Origin of the sequence: Achromobacter sp. NPDC058515 (assembly GCF_042721735.1) — a bacterium.
Taxonomy (GTDB): Bacteria; Pseudomonadota; Gammaproteobacteria; order Burkholderiales; family Burkholderiaceae_B; genus Achromobacter.
In genome coordinates this window covers 18,429-42,060 of sequence record NZ_JBHXNI010000008.1, presented here as the reverse complement: position 1 = coordinate 42,060, position 23,632 = coordinate 18,429, and the positions used below count along the sequence as shown (strand labels likewise).

Here is a 23,632-nt window from a genome sequence, read left to right as displayed (position 1 = left end):
CTACCGCGCCTGGGCGGCCAGGTATTGCCGCAAGGTCTGAACCAGGGCCATGGCCGCCGGCGACAGGCTGCGGCTGCGCGAGGTCACCAGGCCGATGGACCGTTCCGCCACCGGGCCGATCAGCGGGCGCTGCACGATGCCGCTTTGCGCCACCGCGCTGGCGGCGATCTCCGGCAGCGCCGCGACCCCGAAGCCGCACTCCACCATCGCCACGATGGTGGTCAGGTGTTCGGCCTCGAAGGCGGGCGTAAAGCGGATGCGGTTCTGCAGGAACGCCCATTCCGTGTACTGGCGCACGCTGCTGGGCTGCACCATGGACACATGCTCCGCCGCGGCGGTATCGGCCCAGCGCAGCGGGCCCGCCGCGCGGGCGAGCGGATGCGCCTCGGGAATCAGCAGGATGAAGCTGTCGGACATCAGCGGCACGTAGTGCAGGTCCGCATGCTGGGGATCGGCCGCGGTCAGGGCGAAGTCCACCTCGCCCGCGCGCACCAGGTCGAAAGCCGGCCCCGACAGCGTGTCGCGCACCTTCAGGGCCACCTGCGGATGCGCCTGGCGATAGGCCATGAGCACGCGCGGCAGCAGGCGGGCGGCCAGCGACGGCAGCGCCGCCACCGATACCTGGCCCTGTTCCGCGCTGGCGATGCCGCTGACCGCGGCAATGGCGTCTCGGAACGCCACTTGCAGGGTCGCGGCCTGCTGCAGGAACACCTCGCCCGCCGCCGTCAGCCGCACCGTGCGCGTGGTGCGGTCGAACAGGCGCACGCCCAGCGCGTCCTCGATGCGCTGGATCTGCGTGGACAGCGCCGACTGCGACAGGTGCAGCTGCCCGGCGGCCTGACGGAAATTGAGCGTGCGGCCCAGCACCAGCGTGGTGTCGATGTCACGCATCGACAGGTTGATCTGCATGGTTCGTCCCCCGATCCTATTGATCTGATTTATAGATCATTCTATCCAAAGATTCTGATTCATCAATCAACCGGGCTTCTCTACACTCGCCCCCAGCGTAGTTTCAGATTAAGGAGCGAACCATGCAGACGGACGCAAAAGCGCTGCCCAACCCGGGCGCGGCGCATGCGGTGGTGGTGGGCGGCGGCACGATGGGCGCCGACGTGGCGGTGGTGTTGACCCGCGCGGCCTGCCGCACGACGGTGATCGAGTCGAACGCCGAGCGGGCTGCGGGCCTGCCCGCCCGCGTCGCGGAGAACCTGAAGACCATCGGGCGCGAAGCGAACGCCGCGCTGCTGGCCACCGCGCCCAGCCTGGACGAGGTGGACTGGTCCACCGTGGACCTGGTGATCGAGTGCATTCCCGAGCGCCTGGATATCAAGCAGGCGCTCTTTGCGGACCTGGCGCGGCGCGCCCGGCCGGACGCCATCCTGGCCAGCAACAGCTCCAGCTTCCCGATCAGCGCGATCGGCCAGGGCCTGGACACCCGGGGCCGCATGCTGGGCCTGCACTTCTTCATGCCCGCGCACCTGGTGCCGCTGGTGGAAGTGGTGCTGGGCGAGGCCAGCGACAATGCCTGCGCGGATTCGCTGATCGCCTTCATGCGCCGCTGCGGCAGCGTGCCGGTGAAGGTCAGGCAGGACCTGCCGGGCTTCCTGGCCAACCGCCTGCAGCACGCGCTGTCGCGCGAGGCGTTCGACCTGATCGACCGGGGCATCGCCTCGCCGGAAGACGTGGACGCCGCCGTCCGCTTCGGCTTCGGCTTCCGCTTCCTGGCCGCCGGCCCGGTCATGCAGCGCGACCACGCCGGCATCGATGTCCACGCCGCGGCGGGCGCGACCATGTATCCCACGTTCTGCAACGCCGACCACCCGGCGCGCTGCCTGACCGAACGCGCCGCCGATGGCCGCCACGGCATGAAGGCGGGCGCGGGCTTCTACGAATGGACGCCGGAAACCATCGCCGCCGAGCGCGCGCGCTACGACAGGCTGCTGCGCGCGGGCCTGGACCTGATCGCCCCCGAACTGCCGGAGATCCAGCCATGAACGCCCCCGCCCTGCCGCGCGCCGCGCTGGCCGAATCCCCCGTCATCGTCACTGTCGCGCCCAACGGCGCCTACAAGAAGGCCGCCGACCATCCGGCCGTGCCGATGACTCCCGACGGGCTGGCGCTGGAGGCGCGCGCCTGCCTGGAGGCCGGCGCCGCCATGATGCACATGCATGTGCGCAAGCCCGACGGCAGCCATCTGCTGGACGCGCAGGCCTACCGCGACGCGCTTGCCGCAGTGCGGCGCGCGGTCGGCGACGAACTGCTGGTGCAGGTCACCAGCGAAGCCGCGGGGGTTTACAAGGCCGCCGAACAGATCGCGCTGGTGCGCGAGCTGCAGCCCGAGGCGGTCTCCATCGGCCTGCGCGAGATCGCCGTGCCGGACATCCCCGAGACGGAACTGGCTGCCTTCCTGGCCTGGCTGGCCGAGCGCCGCATCATGACGCAGATCATCCTGTACGACGACGCCGACGTGCGGCGCTGGCAGTCGCTGCGGGCGCGCGGGCTGGTGCCGCCCGGCGCGTGGTCGGTGCTGTTCGTGCTGGGCCGCTACAGCGCGGGGCAGACCTCGTCGGCCTATGACCTGCTGCCCTTCCTGGCGGCCTACGACCATACCCTGCCCTGGGCGATCTGCGCCTTCGGCCCCGAGGAGAACGCCTGCGTCACGACGGCCGCGGCATTCGGGGGCCACATGCGCGTGGGCTTCGAGAACAACCTGAAGCTGCGCGACGGCGCGGTCGCGCCGGACAACGCGGCGCTAGTGCGGCAGGCCGCGCAAGGCGCGCTCGCCTTGGGCCGCCCGCTGGCCACGGCCGCCGACGCGCGCCGCATCTATGGGGCTGTCGCCTAGCCGCAAGCCCGCCCGCAGCGAAGCAAGACAAAGGCGCTCGACGCGTTCCGGCCACCGTCCGGAGCAGCGTCGAGCGCCTTCATATAGCGCCTTGGCGGATTATTTCGCTGTGTTGCAACATTGACGCGGCGCGGAGCCATCTGCTACAAACTTCAACATCCGCACGTTAAACGCAATACCCCAACGTCTGTAGCGAGGTGGTGTGTGCAAAACGAGTCTGATGGCTACACAAAGCCTCAGGAACTTCGAAGTTTCCTGTTCCTGACGGCAGTCATGGCCCCCGTATTGACGGTCATCATCGTGGCGGGCTACGGTTTCGCGGTCTGGTTCTATCAGCTCATCGCCGGCCCCCCGGGCAGCTGATGCCACGCGACGGAACTCCTCCCATGTCCGCGCTCCCGCCCCTGGCGCCCTCCGCCGCGCCGCCCGAACTGCATATCGCCAGCATGGTGGTGCATGCCACCCCTCGCCGGCTGCCCGACGTCCGCCTCGCGATCCTTGCGATCGCCGGCGCCGAAATCCACGGCGCTTCCGACACCGGCAAGCTGGTGGTCACCCTGGAAGCCCCCTCCACCGACGATATGATGGCCCGGATCTCCGAGATCCAGCGCCTGGATGGCGTGCTCGCATCGGCGCTGGTCTACCAGCATGCCGACACGCTCGCCGCGATGAATGAGGAGATTGACGATGTCCATGGCTCGTAGAGACTTCATCAAGCAATCCGCCGCCGCTGCCGCCGCCACCGTGGCGGGCATCCCCATCGTCGGCTACACGCAGAACATCGTGACCGAATCCGAGGCCGCCAAGCTGAAATGGTCCAAGGCGCCCTGTAGGTTCTGCGGGACCGGCTGCGGCGTGAACGTCGCGGTGAAGGACAATCAGGTGGTGGCCACGCATGGCGACTTCAACGCCGAGGTCAACAAGGGCCTGAACTGCGTAAAGGGCTATTTCCTGTCCAAGATCATGTACGGCAACGACCGGCTGACCACGCCGCTCCTGCGCATGAAGGACGGCAAGTACGCCAAGGACGGCGAGTTTGCGCCGGTGTCCTGGGACACGGCGTTCGACGTCATGGCCGAGCAGTTCAAGCGGGTGCTCAAGGACAAGGGCCCGACGGCGGTGGGCATGTTCGGGTCGGGCCAGTGGACGGTCTGGGAAGGCTACGCCGCGCTCAAGCTGATGAAGGCGGGCTTCCGGTCCAACAACCTGGACCCCAATGCGCGCCACTGCATGGCGTCGGCGGCGGTGGGCTTCATGCGCACCTTCGGCGCCGACGAACCCATGGGCTGCTACGACGACATCGAGAACGCCGACGCCTTCGTGCTCTGGGGTTCGAACATGGCCGAGATGCACCCCATCCTCTGGACCCGGGTCACCGACCGCCGGCTCTCCGCGCCCAAGACGAAGGTAGCGGTGCTGTCCACCTTCGAGCACCGCTCGTACGAACTGGCCGACCTGGCGCTGACCTTCACGCCGCAGACCGACCTGGCGATCCTGAACTACATCGCCAACCACATCATCCAGACCAAGCGCGTGAACCGCGACTTCGTCGACAAGCACACGGTGTTCCACGAAGGCAACACCGATATCGGCTACGGGCTGCGCCCCGAACACCCCCTGCAAAAGGCCGCGAAGAACGCCGACAAGGCCGGCGGCTCCAAGCCCATCACGTACGAGGAGTTCGCCAAGTTCGTCTCCAAGTACGACCTGGATTACACGTCCAAGCTGTCGGGCGTGCCCAAGAAGCAGCTGCAAGACCTGGCCGAGCTCTACGCCGACCCGAAGGTGCGCGTGACCTCGTTCTGGACCATGGGCTTTAACCAGCACACCCGCGGCGTGTGGGCCAACAACATGGTCTACAACATCCACCTGCTGACGGGCAAGATCTCCACGCCGGGCAACAGCCCCTTCTCGCTGACCGGGCAGCCCTCGGCCTGCGGGACGGCGCGCGAAGTCGGCACGTTCTCGCACCGCCTGCCCGCCGACCTGGTCGTGACCAACCCCAAGCATCGCGCGCACGCGGAAGAATTGTGGCAACTGCCCGCCGGCACCATCCCCGAGAAGGTGGGCGCGCATGCGGTGCTGCAGAACCGGATGCTCAAGGACGGCCAGATCAACGCCTATTGGGTCATGGTCAACAACAACATGCAGGCCGCCGCGAACCTGATGAACGAAGGCCTGCCGGGCTACCGCAACCCTGACAACTTCATCGTCGTGTCGGATGCCTACCCGACTGTCACGACCATTTCGGCCGACCTGGTCCTGCCGGCCGCCATGTGGGTGGAAAAGGAAGGCGCCTATGGCAATGCCGAGCGCCGCACGCAGTTCTGGCACCAGCTGGTGAACGCGCCGGGCGACGCGCGCTCCGACCTGTGGCAGCTGATGGAATTCTCCAAGCGCTTCAAGGTCGAGGAAGTCTGGCCCGCCGACCTCCTGGCCAAGAAGCCCGAATACCGCGGCAAGACCCTGTTCGACGTGCTGTTCGCCAACGGCAAGGTGAACAAGTTTCCCAATACCGAGCTGAACCCGGATTACGCCAACCAGGAAGCCCAGGCGTTCGGCTTCTATGCGCAGAAGGGCCTGTTCGAGGAATACGCGGAATTCGGCCGCGGCCACGGCCATGACCTCGCGCCGTTCGACGCCTACCACCAGGCGCGCGGCCTGCGCTGGCCCGTGGTCGACGGCAAGGAAACCCTGTGGCGCTACCGCGAAGGCAGCGACCCCTACGTGAAGGCGGGCGCGGGCTTCGAGTTCTACGGCAACCCGGACGGGCGCGCCGTCATCTACGCCCTGCCCTATGAACCGCCCCCCGAGTCGCCGGACGAGGAATATCCCTTCTGGCTGTCGACCGGCCGCGTGCTGGAGCATTGGCATTCGGGCTCCATGACGCGGCGCGTGCCCGAGCTGTACCGGGCCTTTCCCAACGCGGTCTGTTTCATGCACCCCGACGACGCGCAGGCGATGGGGCTGCGGCGCGGCGTCGAAGTTGAAATCGTGTCGCGGCGCGGCAAGATGCGCACGCGGCTGGAGACGCGCGGACGCGACAAGCCGCCGCGCGGCCTGGTCTTCGTGCCCTGGTTCGACGCCGGCCAGCTGATCAACAAGGTCACGCTGGACGCCACCGATCCGATCTCGTTCCAGACCGATTTCAAGAAGTGCGCCGTCAAGATCGTCAAGGTCTGAACAGCGCCCGGGAGACTGCCATGAAGATACGCGTCACCGCCATAGCGATCTGTATCCTGCTCGGATCGGCCGCCTGGGCCGCCCCGCCCTTCGAGGTCGAGGATCCGATGCGCGGCCCCACCCCGATCGCCGAGGAAACCAATCCGCCGCTCATCAGCCCGATCGAGAACAAGGACATCAAGCGGATGCGCACCTACTCGATGCAGCCGCCCACCATTCCGCACAAGATCGACGGCTACCAGATCGACAAGAACTACAACCGCTGCCTGTCCTGTCACGCGCGGGTCAACACCGAGGAAACCCAGGCGCCTCCGCTGAGCGTGACGCACTACATGGACCGCGACAGCAACGTGCTGGCCGAGGTGTCGCCGCGCCGCTACTTCTGTGTGCAATGCCACGTGCCCCAGGCCGAGGCCAAGCCGCTGGTGTCCAATACCTTCCAGGACATAGACGTGATCCTCAAGCGCCTGACCGCTCCGGCGTCCGACAAGAAGTAAGGGACGGGAGCCGCCATGGTCAAGCTCATCAAGCGCTACTGGAACATCATTCGCCGCCCCAGCGTGCATTTCAGCCTGGGTTTCCTGACGATAGGCGGGTTCATCGGCGGCATCCTGTTCTGGGGTGCCTTCAACACCGCCATGGAGTTGACCAACACCGAGAAGTTCTGCACCGGTTGCCACGAAATGCGCGACAACGTCTACGCGGAACTCAAGGGCACCATCCACTTCACCAACCGGTCCGGCGTGCGCGCGCTGTGCTCGGACTGCCACGTGCCGCACAACTGGACGGACAAGATCGCGCGCAAGATGCAGGCGTCCAAGGAAGTGTGGGGCAAGATCTTCGGCACCATCGACACGCGCGAGAAGTTCGTGGACAAGCGGCTGGAACTGGCCCAGCACGAGTGGGCGCGATTCAAGGCGAACGACTCGCTGGAATGCCGCAATTGCCACAACTACGAATACATGGACTTCACCCGCCAGAGCGTACGGGCGCAGAACATGCATTCCACCTACCTGGCCGACAAGACCAAGACCTGCATCGACTGCCACAAGGGCATCGCCCATACGTTGCCGCACATCCCGCCCGACCAGACCTCCAAAGCGGCGCCGCCGGCCGGCGCGTCCAAAGAGGTCGCGAATGCGGCCCGCTGACGCGCCGCCGCCCATGCTGTGCGCGTGCGCGCTGGTCAGCCGGCGCGGCGGCCCCGATGGCCTCGCGCCCGTCGATTTCGACCTGCACGCCGGCCAGCTCCTGCACGTGCAGGGCGCCAACGGCAGCGGCAAGACCAGCCTGCTGCGCATGCTCGCCGGCCTGCTGCGGCCGCTGCGCGGCGCCGTGCACGGCCAGGGCGGCGACATCCGCCGCGATCCGTCCTCGCACTTTGCGCGCACGGCGTACCTGGGGCACGGCAACGGCCTGTGCGGCGAACTGAGCGCGCTGGAAAACCTGCGCTACGCGCTGCACGTGGCCGGCACCCCGCAAGGCGACGATGCCATCGCCGCCTGCCTGCGCGCCTGGCGCCTGGGCGCCTGCCTGCACACCCCCGCCGCCCGCCTGTCCCAGGGCCAGGGCCGCCGGCTGGCGCTGGCCGCCGTGGTGCTGGGCGGCAAGCCGCTATGGCTGCTGGACGAACCCGACGCGGGGCTGGACGCGGCCAGCCTGGACCAGTTGCGCCAGGCGCTCGACGCGCACCTGGCGGCGGGCGGCGCGGCCGTGCTCGCCTCGCACCGCATGCCGGGCGCCCCCGCCGCGCGCACCCAAACCCTGAACATGGATGATTACGCGGATGCTGGCTACGCTGTCTCAGTTGGCGCTGCGTGAAATCCGGCTGGCCTGGAGGCGACCGGCGGACACGCTGGGCGCCACGCTGTTCTTCATTGTCGCGGGCACCCTGTTCCCGCTGGCCGTCGGCCCCGATCCCGCGCTGCTCTTGGCGATCGGGCCGGGCGTGCTATGGGTCTGCGCGCTGCTGGGCATCCTGCTGAGCCTGCATCGCCCTTTCGCGCAGGACCATGACAACGGCGCGCTGGAACAGCTGCTGGTGTCGCCGCATCCGCTGCCCCTGCTGGTGGGCGTGAAGCTGGCGGCGCACTGGTTCAGCAGCTGCCTGCCGCTGATCCTTGCCAGCCCGGTGCTGGCCCTGCAGTTCGGCCTGTCGCCGCACGCCATCGGCATCCTGGCGCTGTCCCTGCTGCTGGGCACCCCCACCCTGGCGCTGGTGGGCGGGCTGGGCGCGGCGCTGACGCTGGGCCTGCGCGGCGGCGCCCTGCTGCCGCTGCTGGTGCTGCCGCTGTATGTGCCGGTGCTGATCTTCGGCGCCGGCGCGGTGTCGGCCACGCACGCGGGCCTGGGCGCGGGGCCTCAGTTGTCGCTGCTGGGCGCCTGCCTGTGCCTGGCGATCCTGCTCTGCCCCTGGAGCGCATCGGCGGCGCTGCGCGTGGCGCTGGACTGACGAGGCCCCGATGCAAAACCACCCCACCTACGATTCCCGCCATGCCGCGCCGCCGCGCGGCGGCTGGCTGCGCTACGCATCGCCCGCGCTGTTCTATCCGCTGGCCGGCCGGATGATTCCCTTCCTGGCGCTGGGCGCCATCCTGTTCGCCTGCGCCGGCCTGTACGCGGGGCTGGTCGCGGCGCCCGTCGACAGCCAGCAGGGCGAGGTCTATCGCATCCTCTTCATCCACGTGGCGGCGGCCTGGATGTCGATGTTCCTGTATCTGGTCATGGCGGGGTACGCCGCGCTGGGCTTGATCTTCCATACGCGCCTGTCGTTCATGATGATGCGCGCGCTGGCGCCCACGGGCGCGCTCTTCACCTTCCTGACCCTGTGGACGGGCGCCCTGTGGGGCAAGCCGACCTGGGGCGCATGGTGGGTGTGGGACGCCCGGCTCACCTCCGAGCTGATCCTGCTCTTTCTGTACCTGGGCTTCATGGCCTTGCAGGCCGCCACCGACGACACGCAGCGGGCGGACCGGGGCGGCGCGATCCTGCTGCTGGCGGGCGTCGTCAACGTGCCCATCATCTATTTCTCGGTGCGCTGGTGGAGCACGCTGCACCAGGGCGCGTCCATCAACCTCACCACGGCCCCCAGCATGGCGCGCATCATGGTGACCGCCATGCTGCTGATGGTGGCCGCCTTCTGGCTGTACAGCGCGGCGGCGGCGCTGGCGCGGGTGCGCGCCATCATCGCCGAACGGGAGGAGGCGCGATGAGCTGGGACACCCTGTTCTCCCTGCAGGGCCACGGCCCCTACCTGCTGGGCGCGTACGGCGTAACGCTCGCGCTGATGGGGCTGGAGGTGTTCGTGCTGTGGCGCCGCGGCCGCCGGGCCGCGCGGCGCCTGGCCGCCGGCGGGCGCGCCGGCCCGAGGAACCGGCCATGAGTCCGCGCAAGCGCCGCGCGCTCGCCATCGGCGGCGGCCTCGGCCTGCTGGCGCTGGCCACCGCGCTGGTGCTCAACGCCCTGCAGTCCAACCTGGTGTTCTTCTTCAGCCCGAGCCAGGTCGTGGCCCGCGAGGCCCCCCACAGCGGCAGCTTCCGCGTGGGAGGACTGGTCGAACAAGGGTCGCTGCGGCGCGAGGCCGATGGCCTGACGCTGCGCTTTGCCGTGACGGACACCGCGCACACGGTGCCCGTGACCTACCAGGGCCTGCTGCCCGACCTGTTCCGCGAGGGCAAGGGCGTGGTGGTGGCCGGCAAGCTCGGCGCGGACGGCGTGTTCCGCGCCACCGAGGTGCTGGCCAAGCACGACGAAAACTACATGCCGCCGGAGGCGGCGGACGCGGTCAAGCGCGCCGGCGCCGCCAACACGATGAGGGTGGAGGCCCGATGATTCCCGAGATCGGCCTGTTCAGCCTGATCCTGGCGCTGCTGGCGGCGCTGACGCAAGGCATCCTGCCCCTGATCGGCGCGGCCACCGGCTGGCAGGCGGGACTGCGCGTGGCGCGGCCCGCCGCCATCGGCCAGTTCGGGCTCACCACCCTGGCCTTCGCCTGCCTGGCCTGGTCCTTCGTGGACAACGACTTTTCGGTGCTGTACGTGGCGGCCAATTCGCATGCGGACCTGCCCGCCACCTACCGCTTCGCCGCGGTCTGGGGCGGACACGAGGGCTCCCTGCTGCTGTGGCTGTATCTGCTGACCGCCTGGACGCTGGCCGTGGCGCTGTGCAGCCGGCGGCTGCCGCTGCCCTTCGCCGGGCGCGTGCTGGCGGTGATGGGCTGGATCAGCGTGGGCTTCCTGCTGTTCCTGCTGTTCCTGTCCAACCCCTTTGAACGCCTGATGCCGCCGGCCATGGCGGGCCGCGACCTGAACCCGCTGCTGCAGGACCCGGGCATGATCGTGCATCCGCCCATGCTGTACATGGGCTATGTGGGCTTTTCGGTGGCCTTCGCCTTCGCCATCGCGGCGCTCCTGTCGGGCGAACTGGACGCGCTGTGGGCGCGCTGGGTCCGCCCCTGGACGCTGGCGGCCTGGACCTTCCTGACCATCGGCATCCTGCTGGGCAGCGCCTGGGCCTATTACGTGCTGGGCTGGGGCGGCTGGTGGTTCTGGGACCCGGTGGAAAACGCCTCCTTCATGCCCTGGCTGGCGGGTACGGCGCTGATCCATTCGCTGATCGTCACCGAGCGGCGCGGCGCCTTCCGCAGCTGGACGGTGCTGCTGGCCATCTGCACGTTCTCGCTCAGCATCCTGGGCACCTTCCTGGTCCGCTCCGGCGTGCTGACCTCGGTCCATGCCTTCGCGGTGGATCCGGGCCGCGGCCTGTACATCCTGGCCTTCATGACCGTGATCGTGGGCGGCTCGCTGGTGCTGTACGCCTGGCGCGCGCCCACGGTGGGGCTGGGCGGCGGCTTCTCGCTGCTGTCGCGCGAATCGCTGCTGCTGTCCAACAACGTCGTGCTGACCGTCGCGGCCGGATCGGTGCTGCTGGGCACGCTGTACCCGGTGGTGCTGGACGTCCTGGAATGGGGCAAGATCTCCATCGGCCCGCCCTACTTCGAAGCCGTGTTCGTACCGCTGATGACGCCGGCCATCTTCCTGATGGGCGTGGGCCCCGTGGCCCGCTGGAAACAGGCCGAGATACCCGAACTGAGCCGGCGCCTGCGCGCGGCCTTCGCGGTCAGCGTGCTGACCGCGGTGCTCGCGCCGCTGGCCATGCCGGGGCCCGCGCGCTTCGGCTCGCCCATGATCATCCTGGGCCTGTGGCTGGCGGCGTGGTCGGTGGCCAGCGCCGCCACGCACGCCTGGCAGCGCCTGACCGATGGCGACGGCCGCCTGCTGCGCCGGCTGGCGCGCCAGCCGCGGTCCTGGTACGGCATGCTGCTGGCGCATGCCGGCGTGGGCATCTTCATCGCCGGCGTCACGCTGGCCAACGGCTACGAGGTCAAGCAGGAACTGCGGCTGGACCTGGGCGCCACGCAGGAGGCCGGCGGCTACCAGTTCACCTTTGCCGGCGTGGGGCCCGCGGCCGGCCCCAACTACAGCGCGCAGCGCGCCGTCTTCCCCGTCGCCCGCGACGGCAAGCCGGTGGTGACGCTGTATCCGGAAAAGCGCCTCTACACCGTGCAGGACATGGCGTTGAGCCAGGCCGACATCGACAGCGGCTTTGACCGCGACCTGTTCGTGGCGCTGGGCGAGCCGGTGGGCGACAACGCCTGGACGGTGCGCATCCAGGTCAAGCCCTTCATGACCTGGATCTGGTCGGGCTGCATCCTGATGGCGCTGGGCGGCCTGCTGGCCGCCGGCGACAAACGCTACCGCCGCGCGCAGGAAGCGCAGGCGCGCGCGCCTCGCGCCGCCCCCGTGCCCGACGCCCGGCAGGCCGCGCGGGAGGGGGGGTGATGCTGCGCTACCTGCTGCCGCTGGCCGCGTTCCTGGCCATGGCCGTATTCCTGGCCATGGGCCTGTCGCGCGACCCGCGCGCGGTGCCCTCGGCCATGATCGACAAGCCCGCCCCCGCCATCGGCCTGCCTATCCTGCTTGAGCCCGACCGCAAGCTGGACGTGCAGTCGCTGCGCGGCCAGGTCTGGCTGCTGAACGTGTGGGCCTCGTGGTGCGGCCCGTGCAAGGAAGAACTGCCGGTGCTGCGCGAGGCCGCCGAACGCCACGGCATTCCGCTCTACGGGCTGAACTACAAGGACAAGCCCGAGGACGCGCGGGCCTGGCTGGCGCGCAACGGCAATCCTTACGTGGCCTCGGCCAGCGACGTCGACGGGCGCGTCGGCATCGAGTACGGCGTCTACGGCGTGCCCGAGACCTTCGTGATCGACGGCGAGGGGCGGATCCGCTACAAGCAGCTCGGCCTGATCACGCCGGAGCTGTGGCGCACCCGCATCCAGCCCATGATCGAGTCGCTGCAATGAAGGCCCTGTCCGCCCCGCTCTCATTCCTGCTGCTGGCCCTGGCGCTGCTGGCCCCGCCCGCCCTGCGCGCCCAGCCCCCCGCGCAGGCGCAAGCCGCGCCTGCGCTGTCGGCCGCGCAGGAACAGCGCGCCGACAAGCTGGCCCACGGACTGCGCTGCCTGGTCTGCCAGAACCAGACGCTGGCCGAATCCAACGCGCCCCTGGCGCTGGACATGCGCAAGCTGATCCGCGGCCAGCTCGCCGACGGCAAGACCGACGCGCAGATCATGCAGTTCTTTGAAGAACGCTACGGCGATTTCGTGCGCTACGATCCGCCCTTCAAGCCCATCACCTGGCTGCTCTGGCTGGGGCCCTTCGCGCTCCTGGCGCTGGGCTTTCTGGTCCTGGCGCGCACCTTGAAGCGCCGCGCCGGCGTCCGCCCTCCCTTGACCGCGGATGAACGCGCCCGCGCCGCCCGTTTCCTGGACAACGGTTCATGACCACGCTCTGGCTTATCGTCCTGGCCCTGCTGCTGGCCACCCTGCTCTGCCTGATTCCGCCGCTGCTGCGCCGCGCGCCGCCCGCGGATCCGGCCGCCGACGCCAATCTGCGCGCCTTCTATCTGGCCCAGCGCGAACAGCTGCAACGCGACATGAACAACGGCAGCCTGAGCGCGCAGGCGCGAGCGCGCGCGGAAGAGGAATTGCAGCGCGACCTGCTGCAGGACCTGGCGCTGCGCCGCCCGCGCGCCGCGCCGCTGGCCGGGCAGCGCGCCGGCGTCGCGGCCGCCTGCCTGCTCAGCGTGGCGATCCCGGTCGCGGCCGTGCTGCTGTACGGCCAGCTCGGCAATCCCCGCGCCGCGGCGACGGTTGCCATGGCGCCGTCCGCCGAGCCGCATGCCGAGGACGCCGGCAAGGACATGACGCTGGCCATCAATGCGCTGGCGCAGCGCCTGCGCGCCGCGCCCGACGACGCCGACGGCTGGTACATGCTGGCGCGGTCCTACGAAACGCTGGGCCGCTACACCGATGCGGTGGCCGCCTACCAGCAGGTGCTGCGCCTGGCGCCCGGCCAGCCGGCCGTGCTGGCCGACCTGGCCGACGCGCTGCTTTCCGCCAAACAAGGCACGCCCGACGAGGCGTCCATCGCGGCGGTCGCGCAGGCGCTCAACGCGCAGCCGGACCAGCCCAAGGCGCTGGCGCTGGCGGGCATGATGGCGCTGCGCCGGGGCGACGCGGCCGAGGCGCTGATCCATTGGGAACGCCTGCAGGCGGTGTTGCCGCCGGACTCCGAGGCCGCGCGGCAGATCCAATCCAATATTGCCCAGGCGCGCGCCATGGCCGCGGGCGCGCCCGCCGCGCCGGCAACGGCGCCCCCGGCAGCGCCTGCGCCGTCGACGTCCCCCGCCGGCGCCGCCGCCCCGCCGGCGGCGCCCGCCCGCATCAGCGGCCGCGCCCGCATCGCCGATGCGCTGCGCGATCAGGTCCGGCCCACCGATACCGTGTTCATCCTGGCGCGGCCCGTCGAAGGCTCGCGCATGCCCCTGGCCATCCTGCGGATGCGGGTGTCTGACCTGCCACGCACTTTCGTGCTGGACGACAGCACCTCCATGTCGCCGGACGCGACCCTGTCGCGGGCCAGCAAGGTGCGGGTGGAGATCCGAATCAGCCAGTCGGGCGGCGCCGCCGCCCAGCCCGGCGACCTGAGCGGCGTGCTGCCCGATGTCGGCATCCATGCCGAGGGACTGGAACTGGTAGCCGACACCGTCGTGCGCTAGCGCGGGCCGGCCCCGGCCCGCTAGACGCGTTCGATCCGCGCCGGCAAGCCCTGGCGCACCGCGGCGCCGGACACCCAATCGATCCAGACGTTGGCGTGCCCGCCGCGCGTGGCGTCGCCAAAACCCAGGTCGTTCAGGTTGACGCCCGCCGCCAGCGCCGGATCATGCGGCATGGGCTTGCCATCCACCACATGGGCGCGCGCGCCCAGCTCGGTATGGCCGTAGCCGTGCTCGATGCCAACCGCGCCCGGCTGGATGCCGTCGCGCAGCAGCGCCAGACCCGTCGCCGATCCGCCCGGCGTCACGATGCGCACCGCGTCGCCGTTGCGGATGCCCAGCCGCTCGCCGTCCTGCCGGTTGATCGACACCGGGTTGTGCGGATGCACCTGGCGCAGCCGGTTCACGCCGATCGACATGGAGCTCATCAGGTTGGACTTGAACGAGCTGAGCAGGAACGGCCAGTCCTGGCGCGGATACTCCGCCCGCATGTCGCGCCCGTCGGCCAGGCGCGACGGATACCAGGTCGGACAGCCGCTGTAGCGCTCGCCCGTCATGGCGTGGCGGAAGCCCGCCAGATCCTCGCTCCAGATATGCAGGGGCTTGGCGTAGGCCGCGCGCGTCTGGCGCGCCGCGCCGTTGTCGACCCAGGCGTCCTCCATCTTGTCGAAGCGGCCGCCGCGGCTCATCAGCATGGCGACCTGCCGCCATTCGCCCGGCTTGAGCGTCTGCTGCAGCAGCGCGGCGTAGCGGTCCACGCCGGTCAGCGCCATGTCGTCGTCGCTTGCCGCCGGCACCGGCCGGCCCGCCGCGAAGGCGATGTTGGCCATGCCGCGCAGGAAGAAGTCCTCGGGCGTGTCCAGCGCATATTTGGCGCCGTCCTTGTCCGAGATGGCGTTGGCGCCGAAGCCCGGCATGCCCAGCCGCTTGGCGCAGGCGATCAGGAAGGTTTCCAGGCACACGGGCTCGTTCGTGGCCGTGCGCGCCACGCGCGGCTGCACGGCGGGCCAGCGCACGGTGGACGCCTTGGCCACCACGTCGGCCCACGGCGCGGACACGCCCCAGCTCTCGTAGGTCACCGTGTCCGGCACGATGTAGTCGGCCAGCGCATTGGTCTCGTTGATGAAGGGGTTGATCGACACCGACAGCGGCAGGATGCGCGGGTCCTTCATCTTGTCCACGGCCACGCTCTTGAACCCGGCGATGCCGTAGACCGGGTTGCTCATGTGGTTGAACCAGACCTTGGCGCGGTACGGATACCCCGCCAGCGCCGAGGCCAGCATTTCCGAGCTGAGGCCGCCGGTAGCCGGATACCAGGGCGCGGCCGCCGGATAGGCGGGCTGGCCCGCCGCCTGCTTGCGCTTGAACTCGCTGGATTTCTCGTACGGATAGCGGTTGCGCGACAGCGTCACGCCCTTGGGCGTCGCGCGGTTGGCGAAACCGGCGATGTTGTAGCGCGGGCCGGCGCCATAGGGCGGGAACGGCCCGGCGTCCAGCACCAGTCCGCCTTCCACGTTCAGGTTGCCCACCAGCGTGTTCAGCATGGCGATGGCGTAGGCGGTATAGAAGCCCGCGCCGCTCATGGTGCCGCCGTGCGCGTCGGCCACGGCGCGCTTGCCATGGCTGGTAAAGCGCTCGGCCAGCGATGCGATCTTGGCTGCCGGCACGCCGCAGAGCCCGGCGTATTCGTCCAGCGTCTTGCGGCGCGATTCCTCGCGCAGCAGATCCAGCGACGAGCGCACGCGCAGCGCCTCGGGCGCCCCCGCCATGCCCGGCGCGGCGACCGCGTCGTCGACGAACAGCGCGGCGGGCGCGGCCGCCGTGTGCGGCGCCAGCGTGCCGTCCTCCAGGCGCACGACGTACACGTCCTCCCACTTCTCGCCGGCGTCGGCCGGACGCGCCCAACCCAGGTCCGCCCCGCGCACGAACGTGCCCAGGCGCGGATGGCCGGGTTCGGCCACCACCAGGTGCGTGGCATTGGTCCAGGCCGCCTCGCCCGCCGCCTTCATGGCGCTGGGGCCGGGCTGCGCCAGCATGCGGGCGTCGAACCGCTCGTTCTCCAGGATCCAGCGGATCAGGCCCATGGCCAGCGCCAGGTCGCCGGCCGGATTGACGGGCAGCCATTCATTGCCCGATCCCGCCGACAGGCTGGAGGACGCGGGCAGCATGGGCGACACCACCACATAGGTGAAGCCGGACTCCTCCGGCCGCACGCGGGCTTCCGCCAGCTGGCGGGCCTGGCGCTGGAACGGGTTGCCGGCCTGCGCCGGCGCCGCGCCGATGAACAGGCCGAAACGCGCATTGTCCCAGTCGGGCTTGCCGTGGGGCATGCCCTTCAAGTCGCCCAGGGCCGCGCCCGCGCCCACGCGAAAGCTCTGCCCGCAATACGATCCGTGGTTGCTGAAGTTGACGGTGCCGAAAGACTGCGCGGCAAAGCGCTGGATCAGCGGCGTGCGCCCTTCGTTGGACGCGTCGGTGAACAGGAACTGGTTCACCTTGGCGCCGTACTCGGGGTTCTGCGGATCCAGCAGCGTCTCGCGGTCGAAGATGGCGCGCAGGCCGTCCACATGGCCTTCGCCGAACAGGTCGCCGCCTTCGCACACTTCCTGCACCAGCTGCTCGAACGTGATGGTCTGCCACTTGCCTTCGCCGCGGCCGCCCACCCGCTTCATGGGCGCCAGCACGCGAAACGGGCTGTCCATCTGCTCCAGCATGGCCGAGCCGCGCGCGCACGAGGTGGCGCGCCCTTCCAGTCCGTTGTCGCCGCCCAGCTGCGCATAGACATCGCGCACCGGCGTTTCCATGGCGGCGGGCCGGGTCGTGGCCAGCGGGTGATAGGGGTTGCCCGCCACGCGCAGGATGCGGTTTTCCTTTGTGTCCACACGCAGCCGCACGCCGCACTGCGTCCAGCAGCCCAGACAGCTCGACGGGCTGACGGTCTGGCCCGCTTGCGCGGCGAGCGCGCCGGTCAGCGGATCGATGCGGAATTCCGGCGCCAGCGAATTGCCGCGCACGGCGTGCGCCGTGGGAACGCCGGCGGTGCCCTGCGCCAGGCCCTTGACGGCCTTGGCCACGGTTTCCCCGTAGCCCGCCGCGAACGCCGCCATGCCGCCGGCGACCACGCCGCCTCGCACCATCAGCTTGCGCCGCGCCTCATCGCGCGGCTGGTCCGGGCCATCGTCCGCGGGGCGGCGCTTATCGTCTTCGTGTTGCTTGTTCATTGCTTTGTCTTCCATGTTCTTTCGTCTTGCGGCCGGGCTCAGGCCGTCATTGCGCGCACGCGGGCCGGGAACAGCTCCAGGGCCCAGGTCGCGGCGGCGACCAGCGCCACGCACAGGCCCAGCACGCCCACCATGCCCAGCAGTCCGTCGCTGCCCCACGGCATCTCGTACAGGTAGAGCCCCGCGCCATACTTGGGCACGCCCTGCACGCTCATGAAAACCACCCAGCGGAAGATCCACGCGGCGCCCAGCATGGTCAGCGCCAGCGCGGCCGACGGCAGCGGCGCGGCCAGCGTCCGCGACGGGCGCTGCAGCAGCGCGACGATGCAGAACGCCGTGATCACGGCGCCGGCCAGGCTGATGCGCCAGATCGGGAATTCCGCAAACAGCCGCAGCGCGGCTGCAAACGACGGGTCCAGGCCCAGCGCGCCCAGCAAGGCCCAGGCGCCCGCGCCCAGCGCCATCAGCACCACGGCGGTCACGCTCAGGCGGCGCAGCAGGTCTACCGGCAAGGCCTTCATGCCGCCCGGCAGCCAGCGGCCAACCAGGAACATCGCGCCCAGCGCGCCCAGCCAGGCGGTCAGGGCAAAGTTCACCGGCAAGAAGACCGTGTGCCACAGCGGCCGCGAACGCAGCACCATCACTTCCGCCCCGGTGTAGACCAGGATGGACAAGGCGGACAGGGCCAGCGCCACGCCCACTGCGCGCACCCAGCCCAGGCGGCCCCACCACCATGCCGCGCAGAACAGCAGGGCCAGGGTCACGAACACCGGCAGCAGCAAGGCGCCCAGCCACATCCATGACCAGGGCGTGAAATGCGCATAGAAATGCCAGAAGCGGCCCGGCTGGTGCAGGTCGGCCAGGAGCGACACGGGTGCGGCGATGGCGCTGACCAGCAGCACCGTCGCCGCGGCCGGCAACAGGCGGCGCGCGGGCGAACCCGCGTGGCCAAATGCCGCAAAGGCGGCGGTCAGCGCGGTGGTGGCGCTGATGCCGATCAGAAAGAAATACTGCACAGCCCAGGGCAGCCAGGCGGCGTCGTAGACCGGCGTGAGCAATTCAGAGATTTGCATGAATGTCCCCTTCAATGGCTCAGTGGCCGCCCGCCAGGCGCACGCCGGCCTGGCCGTCGACCTGGTGGACGAACGCATCGGGCAGGCCGATGTAATAGACGTGGGGATCGGTCTTCATCTCGGGCTTGAGCACCTTGATGTCGGCCTCGTGCTCGACGAGCAGCCGGGAGATGGCGCTGTCGGGATCGTTCATGTCGCCGATCACGCGGGCGCCGCCGACGCAGCTTTCCACGCAGGCCGGCAGCAGGCCGGCTTCCAGGCGGTGCTCGCAGAACGTGCATTTGTCCGCAGTCTGGGTGTCGTGATTGATGAAACGGGCGTCGTAGGGGCAAGCCTGCACGCAATAGCCGCAGCCCACGCAGCGCTCGTTGTCGACCAGGACAATGCCGTCTTCCCGCTGGAAGGTGGCTTGCACCGGACAGACGGGCACGCAGGGCGGGTTGTCGCAGTGGTTGCACAGGCGCGGCAGCATGACCATGGCGCAGGGGCCGCCGTCGTCGGGCGTGACTTCGTACTGCAGGACCGTGGTGCGGAACTGCCCGATGGGGGGCAGGTTCTCCATCGAACAGCTCACCGTACAGGACTGGCAGCCGATGCATTTGCGCATGTCGACGACCATGCCGTAACGCTTGCCGGGGATGCCGGGGCGGCGCGGCGGCTGGCCGTTGATGCCGGTGGCGGCCTCGGCGTGGATGGGAATGATGGTGGCGGCGGCGCCAAGCCCGAGTAGCCCTTTCAGGAAACCTCGCTTGCCCGGCAGGGGCGTTTCCGGGGGGCTGGTGGGGGTATGCATGAGTCAACTCCGAAACATATTTGCTACGGAAATTAACTTATCACCTCCGGTTATATAGAGGCTTGATATCGATCAATGGGGGACGGGTTACCGGCCCTGCAGCCGTCCGGGCGGACCGCGGCGGGCTATTTGGCCGGCATCTTCAGCGCCGCTTCCCAGGCCGCCAGCTTCTTGTCGAAGGTTGCGGCCGCGTGCGCCGGGCTGGTGGAAGGCAGCTCGAAGTACTGCAGCGAGGCGCCGGCCAATCCGGGCAGGACGTGGCGGCGATAAACGGCGGCGGCCTTGGCGCCGTTGAAGCAGATGCGGGCGACGGCCGGATGGGCGCGCAGGAATGCCCGGAAATCGTTGGGCACGAGGGTGTCGGCGCGGATATCGGCGTCCAGGCTTCCCGGCCGTTCGCAGGCATGCAGCACGTCCCACAGCGCAACGCCGCAGGCTTGCAGCGCCTGCAGGCGGCCGGGATATTCCAGGGCGGGGTCGAAACCGAAGACACGCGCGGCGATGGGCCAGAACGCATTGCGGGGATGGGCGTAGTACTGGCCCTGCCTGAGCGAGGCCACGCCGGGCATGGATCCCAGCACCAGCACGCGCGCGCCGGGGGATGCCGCCGGCGCAAAGCCCCATACCTGTTCGTCGCGCCGGCCCGGGGCGCTGTCCCTGCTGATTTCCATGCGCCAAGCATACTTCCGAATAGCGGCCAGGCCGCGCGCGCCCCGGTCCGATCGTCCGATGCATGGAACAGTGCTTATCAGCCTTGGGGGCTACCGAAACCAGCGTTCCGCCCTTATCTTTATTGTTATGACGAACGGCCCCGCAGGGGCCGCGCAACAGGAAACACCATCATGAAGAAGATACTCGGTTTGCATGCCAGCCCCCGTCCCCACTGGGTGGGCGACGGCTTCCCGGTGCGCTCCATGTTCTCCTACAACGACAAAGGCCGCGACACCAGCCCGTTCCTGCTGCTGGACTATGCCGGCCCGGCCGAATTCGAGCCGGCCGCCCAGCCGCGCGGCGTGGGCCAGCACCCGCACCGCGGCTTCGAAACCGTGACCATCGTCTACAGCGGCGAGGTCGAGCACCGCGACTCCACCGGCAACGGCGGCGTCATCGGTCCCGGCGACGTGCAATGGATGACGGCGGCCTCGGGCATCCTGCACGAGGAGTTCCATTCCCATGCATTCACCCGTTCAGGCGGAAAGCTGGAAATGGTGCAGCTCTGGGTCAACCTGCCCGCCAAGGACAAAAAGGCGGCGCCCGGCTACCAGGGGATCCTGAACGCGGACATTCCCGTGGCTGCGCTGCCGGACGGCGCAGGCACGCTGCGGGTGATCGCGGGCAGCTACGGCGGCCATGCCGGGCCCGCGCGCACCTTCACGCCCATGGATGTGTGGGATGTGCGGATGGCGGCCGGCAAGTCGGCGACCTTCCCCATCCCCGCGGGCCGCAACAGCATGCTGGTGGTGCTGCGCGGCACGGTCCTGGTCAACGGCGTGTCGGTGGCCCGCGACGCGCAACTGGCCCTGTTCTCGCAAGAGGGCGAGGACATCGCCGTCGAAGCCAACAACGACGCGGTGTTCCTCGTCCTGAGCGGCGAGCCGATCAATGAGCCGGTGGTCGGCTATGGCCCCTTCGTGATGAACTCGCAAGAGGAAATCGTGGAAGCCATCCAGGACTTCAACGCCGGGCGCTACGGCCAGATGCACTGACGCGCGCCAGGCCCGCTGAAGGAAAAAGCCGCGCAAGCATTGCGCGGCTTTTTTTCGTGCGGCCATCAGGCCAGGCGTACGCCTGTCATTCCGTGCGCCGCCAGACGCTCGCCAGCCAGGGCTGCTGCTCCCGGGGCAGTCCCTCGGGCCGGAAGTAATGCTCCAGTTCTTCAAAGCCAGCCTCTTGCAGCAGCGCCTGCCAGCCCTCGAGGTCGTGGTAGGCCCCATAGCGTCCGCGATTCCAGCCCTCCTGGTTGCCGCCGCGGGGGTTGGAGCTGAACAGCACCCCGCGCGGCCGCAGCGCAGCCCGCAGCGCCTGCAGCACGCGCGGCAATTCCTGCCCCGGCACATGGAACAGCACGGCGTTGGCGAAGATGCCGTCAAAGCGGTCAGCCGGCAGTTCCAGGCGCAGCAGATCCTGCCGCCACACCTCGCAGCCGCTGGCCGCGCGCGCCATGTCCACGAAGCGCGGCGTGCCGTCCAGCCCCACGGGCCGGTGGCCCAGCGCCGCAAAGGTCTTCAGGTCGCGGCCCGGGCCGCAGCCCAGGTCCAGGATGTCGTAGGGAGGCTCGTCCTCGATATGCCGAAGCAAGGCGGCGATGTTCTGGCTGACATCGTGGTCGCGCGTGCCGGCCTCGAACGATTCCGCGTTCTCTTCGTAATGGGCCAGGGTCAGGGACGAGATCTTGGCGAGGTCTTCGGGATCGAGTTTCATGGGCTGATTGTGCATGAAAAGCGGCCGGCGGGGCGACGCGGGTCAAGCCGATGCCGGCGCCTTGATGAAGTCGATCAAGGCCTTCAGCGGCGCAGGCACCAGGCGGCGGCCGGAATAATAGAGAAAGGGCCCTGAAAAGCTCGGCCACCATGGCTCAAGCACGGGCTCTAGCGCTCCGCTGGCCAGGTGCGGGCGCAGCCAGTCCTCGAACAGATACATCACGCCGACCCCGGCGATGGCCGCCTCGACGGCCAGGTCGACCGCGCCGCCGATCTGCACGACCAGCGGCCCCGTGGCGTCGATCCGGAAGGTCTCGCCGTCGCGTTCGAACTCCCACGGCGGCATCGATCCGCTGGGAAAGCGGCCGCGCAGGCAGGCGTGATCGATCAGCTCGCGCGGATGCTCCGGCCGCCCGCGGCGAGCCAGGTAAGCGGGAGAGGCTGCGGCCGCAAAGCGCTGGACGCGCGGGCCGATCGGCACCGCGATCATGTCCTGCTCCAGGCGGTCGTCGTAGCGGATGCCGGCATCGCAGCCCGCGGCCAGCACGTCGACAAAGCTCTCTTCCGCCACGACCTCAAGACGGATGTCGGGATAAGCCGCCAGAAAGGCAGGAACAATTGAGGGCAGGACCAGCCGCGCCGCGCTCAGCGGCACATTGAGCCTGAGCGTGCCGGCCGGCTTGTCGCGAAATCCATTGACGGCATCCAGCGCCGCGTCCACTTCGGTCAAGGCGGGCGCAAGCCGCGCCAGCAGTTCGCTGCCCGCCTCCGTCAGCGCCACGCTGCGCGTCGTCCGGTTGAACAGCCGCACCCCCAACTGCGCCTCCAGCCGGCGCACCGTGTCGCTCAGCCGGGAAGCGCTTGTGCCAAAGGTTCGGGCGGCTTCGCGAAAGCCCCTGGCGCGCGCCACCGCCACGAAGGCATTGAGGTCATTGAGGTCGGTCACTACTGTTCCAGAATCCGTACAAGCTGTTCGGATTGTATTGGATTATCAAGATCGCAATGAGCGTCTATCGTCCACACCCAACACCTCTTGGAAAGGAAAGAACATGTCCACCCTCGACGAAAGCGGCGCCTTCCCCTTGGGCGCGCAACGGGTCAGACGGCTAGGCTACGGCGCGATGCAACTGGCGGGCCCCGGCGTATTCGGCCCGCCCAAGGATCGCGATGCGGCGCTTGCCGTCCTGCGCGAGGCCGTGGCCGCCGGCGTGAACCACATCGACACCAGCGACTTCTATGGCCCCCACGTCACCAACCAGTTGATCCGCGAGGCGCTGGCTCCGTATCCGGACGATCTGGTAATCGTGACCAAGGTCGGCGCCGTGCGCGGCGAGGACGCATCGTGGAACCCCGCCTTTACGCCCGACATGCTGACCCGCGCCGTGCATGACAACCTGCGCAACCTGGGACGCGACGTGCTAGACGTAGTCAATCTGCGCGCCATGTTCGACGTCCACGGCCCGGCCGAGGGATCCATCGAAGCGCCGCTCACCGTGCTGGCCGGACTGCAGCGCCAGGGCCTCATCCGCCACATCGGGCTCAGCAATGTCACCGCCCGGCAGGTCGCCGAAGGCCGCCGGATCTGCGAGATCGCCTGCGTGCAGAATCACTACAACCTGGCGCACCGCGCCGATGACGCGCTGATCGACGACCTGGCCCGCGACCGCATCGCCTACGTGCCGTTTTTCCCCTTGGGCGGATTCAGCCCGCTGCAGTCGTCGATCCTGTCCGATGCGGCAAAGCAGATCGGCGCCACGCCCATGCAGGCGGCGCTTGCCTGGCTGCTGCGGCGCTCGCCGAACATCCTGCTGATCCCGGGAACATCTTCGCTTGTCCATCTGCGCGAGAATCTGGCGGCGGCAACCCTGCGCCTGCCGGACGATGTGATCGGCGCGCTGAACGGCATCGCCGCCAACGAACCTGCTTGAACGCCGGGCCGGTCGCGCCCAAGGGGCGCCACCCGGTTCACCACGCCGTGGGCGC

The 23,632-nt window shown here is 69.3% G+C and carries 25 protein-coding genes; 18 read left to right on the top strand and 7 right to left on the bottom strand.

The window, feature by feature from the left end; genetic code table 11:
- Positions 1-909: a LysR substrate-binding domain-containing protein gene (locus ACFWP0_RS15430; RefSeq protein ID WP_377843450.1), complete on the bottom strand. Its 909-nt coding sequence runs from the start codon at positions 907-909 to the stop codon at positions 1-3.
- A gap of 122 nt (positions 910-1,031) precedes the next feature.
- Between ACFWP0_RS15430 and ACFWP0_RS15425 the strand changes: the two genes are divergently transcribed.
- From ACFWP0_RS15425 to ccmI, 16 genes are all read left to right on the top strand, one after another.
- Positions 1,032-1,994, top strand: a complete 963-nt coding sequence (locus ACFWP0_RS15425; protein WP_377843449.1) for a 3-hydroxyacyl-CoA dehydrogenase family protein — start codon at positions 1,032-1,034, stop codon at positions 1,992-1,994.
- The gene (locus ACFWP0_RS15420; RefSeq protein WP_377843447.1) at positions 1,991-2,845 is read left to right on the top strand and encodes a 3-keto-5-aminohexanoate cleavage protein; all 855 of its coding nucleotides are present in this window, start codon (positions 1,991-1,993) and stop codon (positions 2,843-2,845) included. Before ACFWP0_RS15425 ends, ACFWP0_RS15420 begins: the two co-directional genes overlap by 4 nt.
- A gap of 204 nt (positions 2,846-3,049) precedes the next feature.
- Positions 3,050-3,208 (top strand): periplasmic nitrate reductase, NapE protein, encoded by a 159-nt coding sequence (gene napE, locus ACFWP0_RS15415; protein ID WP_006218860.1) that lies wholly within the window; start codon positions 3,050-3,052, stop codon positions 3,206-3,208.
- A 23-nt stretch (positions 3,209-3,231) separates the two neighbouring features.
- On the top strand, positions 3,232-3,549 hold the full coding sequence (locus ACFWP0_RS15410; RefSeq protein WP_377843444.1) for a chaperone NapD: 318 nt from the start codon (positions 3,232-3,234) through the stop codon (positions 3,547-3,549).
- Entirely contained in the window at positions 3,533-6,028 is a 2,496-nt protein-coding gene (gene napA, locus ACFWP0_RS15405; RefSeq protein WP_377843442.1) for a periplasmic nitrate reductase subunit alpha, read from the top strand. Before ACFWP0_RS15410 ends, napA begins: the two co-directional genes overlap by 17 nt.
- 20 nt (positions 6,029-6,048) lie before the next feature.
- Positions 6,049-6,525 (top strand): nitrate reductase cytochrome c-type subunit, encoded by a 477-nt coding sequence (locus tag ACFWP0_RS15400; protein WP_377843441.1) that lies wholly within the window; start codon positions 6,049-6,051, stop codon positions 6,523-6,525.
- Positions 6,526-6,540: 15 nt separating this feature from the next.
- Positions 6,541-7,179, top strand: coding sequence for a cytochrome c3 family protein (locus tag ACFWP0_RS15395; protein ID WP_377843439.1), 639 nt, complete (start codon positions 6,541-6,543; stop codon positions 7,177-7,179).
- Entirely contained in the window at positions 7,166-7,849 is a 684-nt protein-coding gene (gene ccmA / locus ACFWP0_RS15390; RefSeq protein ID WP_377843437.1) for a heme ABC exporter ATP-binding protein CcmA, read from the top strand. Before ACFWP0_RS15395 ends, ccmA begins: the two co-directional genes overlap by 14 nt.
- Positions 7,815-8,480, top strand: a complete 666-nt coding sequence (gene ccmB, locus ACFWP0_RS15385; RefSeq protein WP_377843436.1) for a heme exporter protein CcmB — start codon at positions 7,815-7,817, stop codon at positions 8,478-8,480. The genes ccmA and ccmB overlap by 35 nt, the downstream gene beginning before the upstream one ends.
- Positions 8,481-8,490: 10 nt before the next feature.
- Positions 8,491-9,240: a heme ABC transporter permease CcmC gene (gene ccmC / locus ACFWP0_RS15380; protein ID WP_377843434.1), complete on the top strand. Its 750-nt coding sequence runs from the start codon at positions 8,491-8,493 to the stop codon at positions 9,238-9,240.
- Positions 9,237-9,410: a heme exporter protein CcmD gene (ccmD, locus tag ACFWP0_RS15375; RefSeq protein ID WP_377843432.1), complete on the top strand. Its 174-nt coding sequence runs from the start codon at positions 9,237-9,239 to the stop codon at positions 9,408-9,410. The genes ccmC and ccmD overlap by 4 nt, the downstream gene beginning before the upstream one ends.
- Entirely contained in the window at positions 9,407-9,859 is a 453-nt protein-coding gene (gene ccmE / locus ACFWP0_RS15370; RefSeq protein ID WP_377843431.1) for a cytochrome c maturation protein CcmE, read from the top strand. Before ccmD ends, ccmE begins: the two co-directional genes overlap by 4 nt.
- On the top strand, positions 9,856-11,868 hold the full coding sequence (locus ACFWP0_RS15365) for a heme lyase CcmF/NrfE family subunit (RefSeq protein ID WP_377843430.1): 2,013 nt from the start codon (positions 9,856-9,858) through the stop codon (positions 11,866-11,868). Before ccmE ends, ACFWP0_RS15365 begins: the two co-directional genes overlap by 4 nt.
- The gene (locus ACFWP0_RS15360; RefSeq protein ID WP_377843428.1) at positions 11,868-12,389 is read left to right on the top strand and encodes a DsbE family thiol:disulfide interchange protein; all 522 of its coding nucleotides are present in this window, start codon (positions 11,868-11,870) and stop codon (positions 12,387-12,389) included. The genes ACFWP0_RS15365 and ACFWP0_RS15360 overlap by 1 nt, the downstream gene beginning before the upstream one ends.
- Complete coding sequence (locus ACFWP0_RS15355; protein WP_377843427.1) at positions 12,386-12,868, top strand: cytochrome c-type biogenesis protein; 483 nt, start codon at positions 12,386-12,388, stop codon at positions 12,866-12,868. Before ACFWP0_RS15360 ends, ACFWP0_RS15355 begins: the two co-directional genes overlap by 4 nt.
- Positions 12,865-14,145: a c-type cytochrome biogenesis protein CcmI gene (gene ccmI, locus ACFWP0_RS15350; protein WP_377843426.1), complete on the top strand. Its 1,281-nt coding sequence runs from the start codon at positions 12,865-12,867 to the stop codon at positions 14,143-14,145. Before ACFWP0_RS15355 ends, ccmI begins: the two co-directional genes overlap by 4 nt.
- 20 nt (positions 14,146-14,165) lie before the next feature.
- On the opposite strand, the gene ACFWP0_RS15345 is transcribed toward ccmI, so the two are convergent.
- The 4 genes from ACFWP0_RS15345 to ACFWP0_RS15330 form a co-directional block, all read right to left on the bottom strand.
- Complete coding sequence (locus tag ACFWP0_RS15345; protein ID WP_377843755.1) at positions 14,166-17,363, bottom strand: tetrathionate reductase subunit A; 3,198 nt, start codon at positions 17,361-17,363, stop codon at positions 14,166-14,168.
- Between the two features lie 38 nt (positions 17,364-17,401).
- A complete protein-coding gene (gene nrfD, locus ACFWP0_RS15340; RefSeq protein WP_377843424.1) occupies positions 17,402-18,436 on the bottom strand; it encodes an NrfD/PsrC family molybdoenzyme membrane anchor subunit in 1,035 nt (344 codons plus the stop codon).
- 19 nt (positions 18,437-18,455) lie between these two features.
- Positions 18,456-19,229 carry a sulfate reduction electron transfer complex DsrMKJOP subunit DsrO gene (gene dsrO / locus ACFWP0_RS15335; protein WP_377843423.1) on the bottom strand — a complete coding sequence of 258 codons (774 nt, stop codon included), beginning with the start codon at positions 19,227-19,229 and terminating at the stop codon, positions 18,456-18,458.
- Positions 19,230-19,354: 125 nt separating this feature from the next.
- Positions 19,355-19,900, bottom strand: coding sequence for a DNA-deoxyinosine glycosylase (locus ACFWP0_RS15330; RefSeq protein ID WP_377843422.1), 546 nt, complete (start codon positions 19,898-19,900; stop codon positions 19,355-19,357).
- A gap of 171 nt (positions 19,901-20,071) precedes the next feature.
- Here ACFWP0_RS15330 and ACFWP0_RS15325 point away from each other — a divergent pair, with 171 nt between their 5' ends.
- Positions 20,072-20,935 carry a pirin family protein gene (locus ACFWP0_RS15325; RefSeq protein ID WP_377843421.1) on the top strand — a complete coding sequence of 288 codons (864 nt, stop codon included), beginning with the start codon at positions 20,072-20,074 and terminating at the stop codon, positions 20,933-20,935.
- A gap of 85 nt (positions 20,936-21,020) precedes the next feature.
- Here ACFWP0_RS15325 and ACFWP0_RS15320 read toward each other — a convergent pair whose 3' ends face one another.
- Together ACFWP0_RS15320 and ACFWP0_RS15315 are read right to left on the bottom strand one after the other, a co-directional pair.
- Positions 21,021-21,650, bottom strand: coding sequence for a class I SAM-dependent DNA methyltransferase (locus ACFWP0_RS15320; RefSeq protein WP_377843420.1), 630 nt, complete (start codon positions 21,648-21,650; stop codon positions 21,021-21,023).
- A gap of 42 nt (positions 21,651-21,692) precedes the next feature.
- Complete coding sequence (locus ACFWP0_RS15315; protein WP_377843418.1) at positions 21,693-22,595, bottom strand: LysR substrate-binding domain-containing protein; 903 nt, start codon at positions 22,593-22,595, stop codon at positions 21,693-21,695.
- A 103-nt stretch (positions 22,596-22,698) separates the two neighbouring features.
- Here ACFWP0_RS15315 and ACFWP0_RS15310 point away from each other — a divergent pair, with 103 nt between their 5' ends.
- Positions 22,699-23,577 (top strand): aldo/keto reductase family oxidoreductase, encoded by an 879-nt coding sequence (locus tag ACFWP0_RS15310; RefSeq protein WP_377843417.1) that lies wholly within the window; start codon positions 22,699-22,701, stop codon positions 23,575-23,577.
- The last annotated feature ends 55 nt before the right edge of the window (positions 23,578-23,632 follow it).

What these genes read in the sequence shown, in the direction of transcription:
- ACFWP0_RS15430 (WP_377843450.1), bottom strand. Translation starts at nt 909, where the DNA reads ATGCAGATCAACCTGTCGATGCGTGACATCGACACCACGCTGGTGCTG.
- ACFWP0_RS15425 (WP_377843449.1), top strand. Translation starts at nt 1,032, where the DNA reads ATGCAGACGGACGCAAAAGCGCTGCCCAACCCGGGCGCGGCGCATGCG.
- ACFWP0_RS15420 (WP_377843447.1), top strand. Translation starts at nt 1,991, where the DNA reads ATGAACGCCCCCGCCCTGCCGCGCGCCGCGCTGGCCGAATCCCCCGTC.
- ACFWP0_RS15410 (WP_377843444.1), top strand. Translation starts at nt 3,232, where the DNA reads ATGTCCGCGCTCCCGCCCCTGGCGCCCTCCGCCGCGCCGCCCGAACTG.
- napA (WP_377843442.1), top strand. Translation starts at nt 3,533, where the DNA reads ATGTCCATGGCTCGTAGAGACTTCATCAAGCAATCCGCCGCCGCTGCC.
- ACFWP0_RS15400 (WP_377843441.1), top strand. Translation starts at nt 6,049, where the DNA reads ATGAAGATACGCGTCACCGCCATAGCGATCTGTATCCTGCTCGGATCG.
- ACFWP0_RS15395 (WP_377843439.1), top strand. Translation starts at nt 6,541, where the DNA reads ATGGTCAAGCTCATCAAGCGCTACTGGAACATCATTCGCCGCCCCAGC.
- ccmA (WP_377843437.1), top strand. Translation starts at nt 7,166, where the DNA reads ATGCGGCCCGCTGACGCGCCGCCGCCCATGCTGTGCGCGTGCGCGCTG.
- ccmB (WP_377843436.1), top strand. Translation starts at nt 7,815, where the DNA reads ATGCTGGCTACGCTGTCTCAGTTGGCGCTGCGTGAAATCCGGCTGGCC.
- ccmC (WP_377843434.1), top strand. Translation starts at nt 8,491, where the DNA reads ATGCAAAACCACCCCACCTACGATTCCCGCCATGCCGCGCCGCCGCGC.
- ccmD (WP_377843432.1), top strand. Translation starts at nt 9,237, where the DNA reads ATGAGCTGGGACACCCTGTTCTCCCTGCAGGGCCACGGCCCCTACCTG.
- ccmE (WP_377843431.1), top strand. Translation starts at nt 9,407, where the DNA reads ATGAGTCCGCGCAAGCGCCGCGCGCTCGCCATCGGCGGCGGCCTCGGC.
- ACFWP0_RS15365 (WP_377843430.1), top strand. Translation starts at nt 9,856, where the DNA reads ATGATTCCCGAGATCGGCCTGTTCAGCCTGATCCTGGCGCTGCTGGCG.
- ACFWP0_RS15360 (WP_377843428.1), top strand. Translation starts at nt 11,868, where the DNA reads ATGCTGCGCTACCTGCTGCCGCTGGCCGCGTTCCTGGCCATGGCCGTA.
- ACFWP0_RS15355 (WP_377843427.1), top strand. Translation starts at nt 12,386, where the DNA reads ATGAAGGCCCTGTCCGCCCCGCTCTCATTCCTGCTGCTGGCCCTGGCG.
- ccmI (WP_377843426.1), top strand. Translation starts at nt 12,865, where the DNA reads ATGACCACGCTCTGGCTTATCGTCCTGGCCCTGCTGCTGGCCACCCTG.
- ACFWP0_RS15345 (WP_377843755.1), bottom strand. Translation starts at nt 17,363, where the DNA reads ATGAACAAGCAACACGAAGACGATAAGCGCCGCCCCGCGGACGATGGC.
- nrfD (WP_377843424.1), bottom strand. Translation starts at nt 18,436, where the DNA reads ATGCAAATCTCTGAATTGCTCACGCCGGTCTACGACGCCGCCTGGCTG.
- dsrO (WP_377843423.1), bottom strand. Translation starts at nt 19,229, where the DNA reads ATGCATACCCCCACCAGCCCCCCGGAAACGCCCCTGCCGGGCAAGCGA.
- ACFWP0_RS15330 (WP_377843422.1), bottom strand. Translation starts at nt 19,900, where the DNA reads ATGGAAATCAGCAGGGACAGCGCCCCGGGCCGGCGCGACGAACAGGTA.
- ACFWP0_RS15325 (WP_377843421.1), top strand. Translation starts at nt 20,072, where the DNA reads ATGAAGAAGATACTCGGTTTGCATGCCAGCCCCCGTCCCCACTGGGTG.
- ACFWP0_RS15320 (WP_377843420.1), bottom strand. Translation starts at nt 21,650, where the DNA reads ATGAAACTCGATCCCGAAGACCTCGCCAAGATCTCGTCCCTGACCCTG.
- ACFWP0_RS15310 (WP_377843417.1), top strand. Translation starts at nt 22,699, where the DNA reads ATGTCCACCCTCGACGAAAGCGGCGCCTTCCCCTTGGGCGCGCAACGG.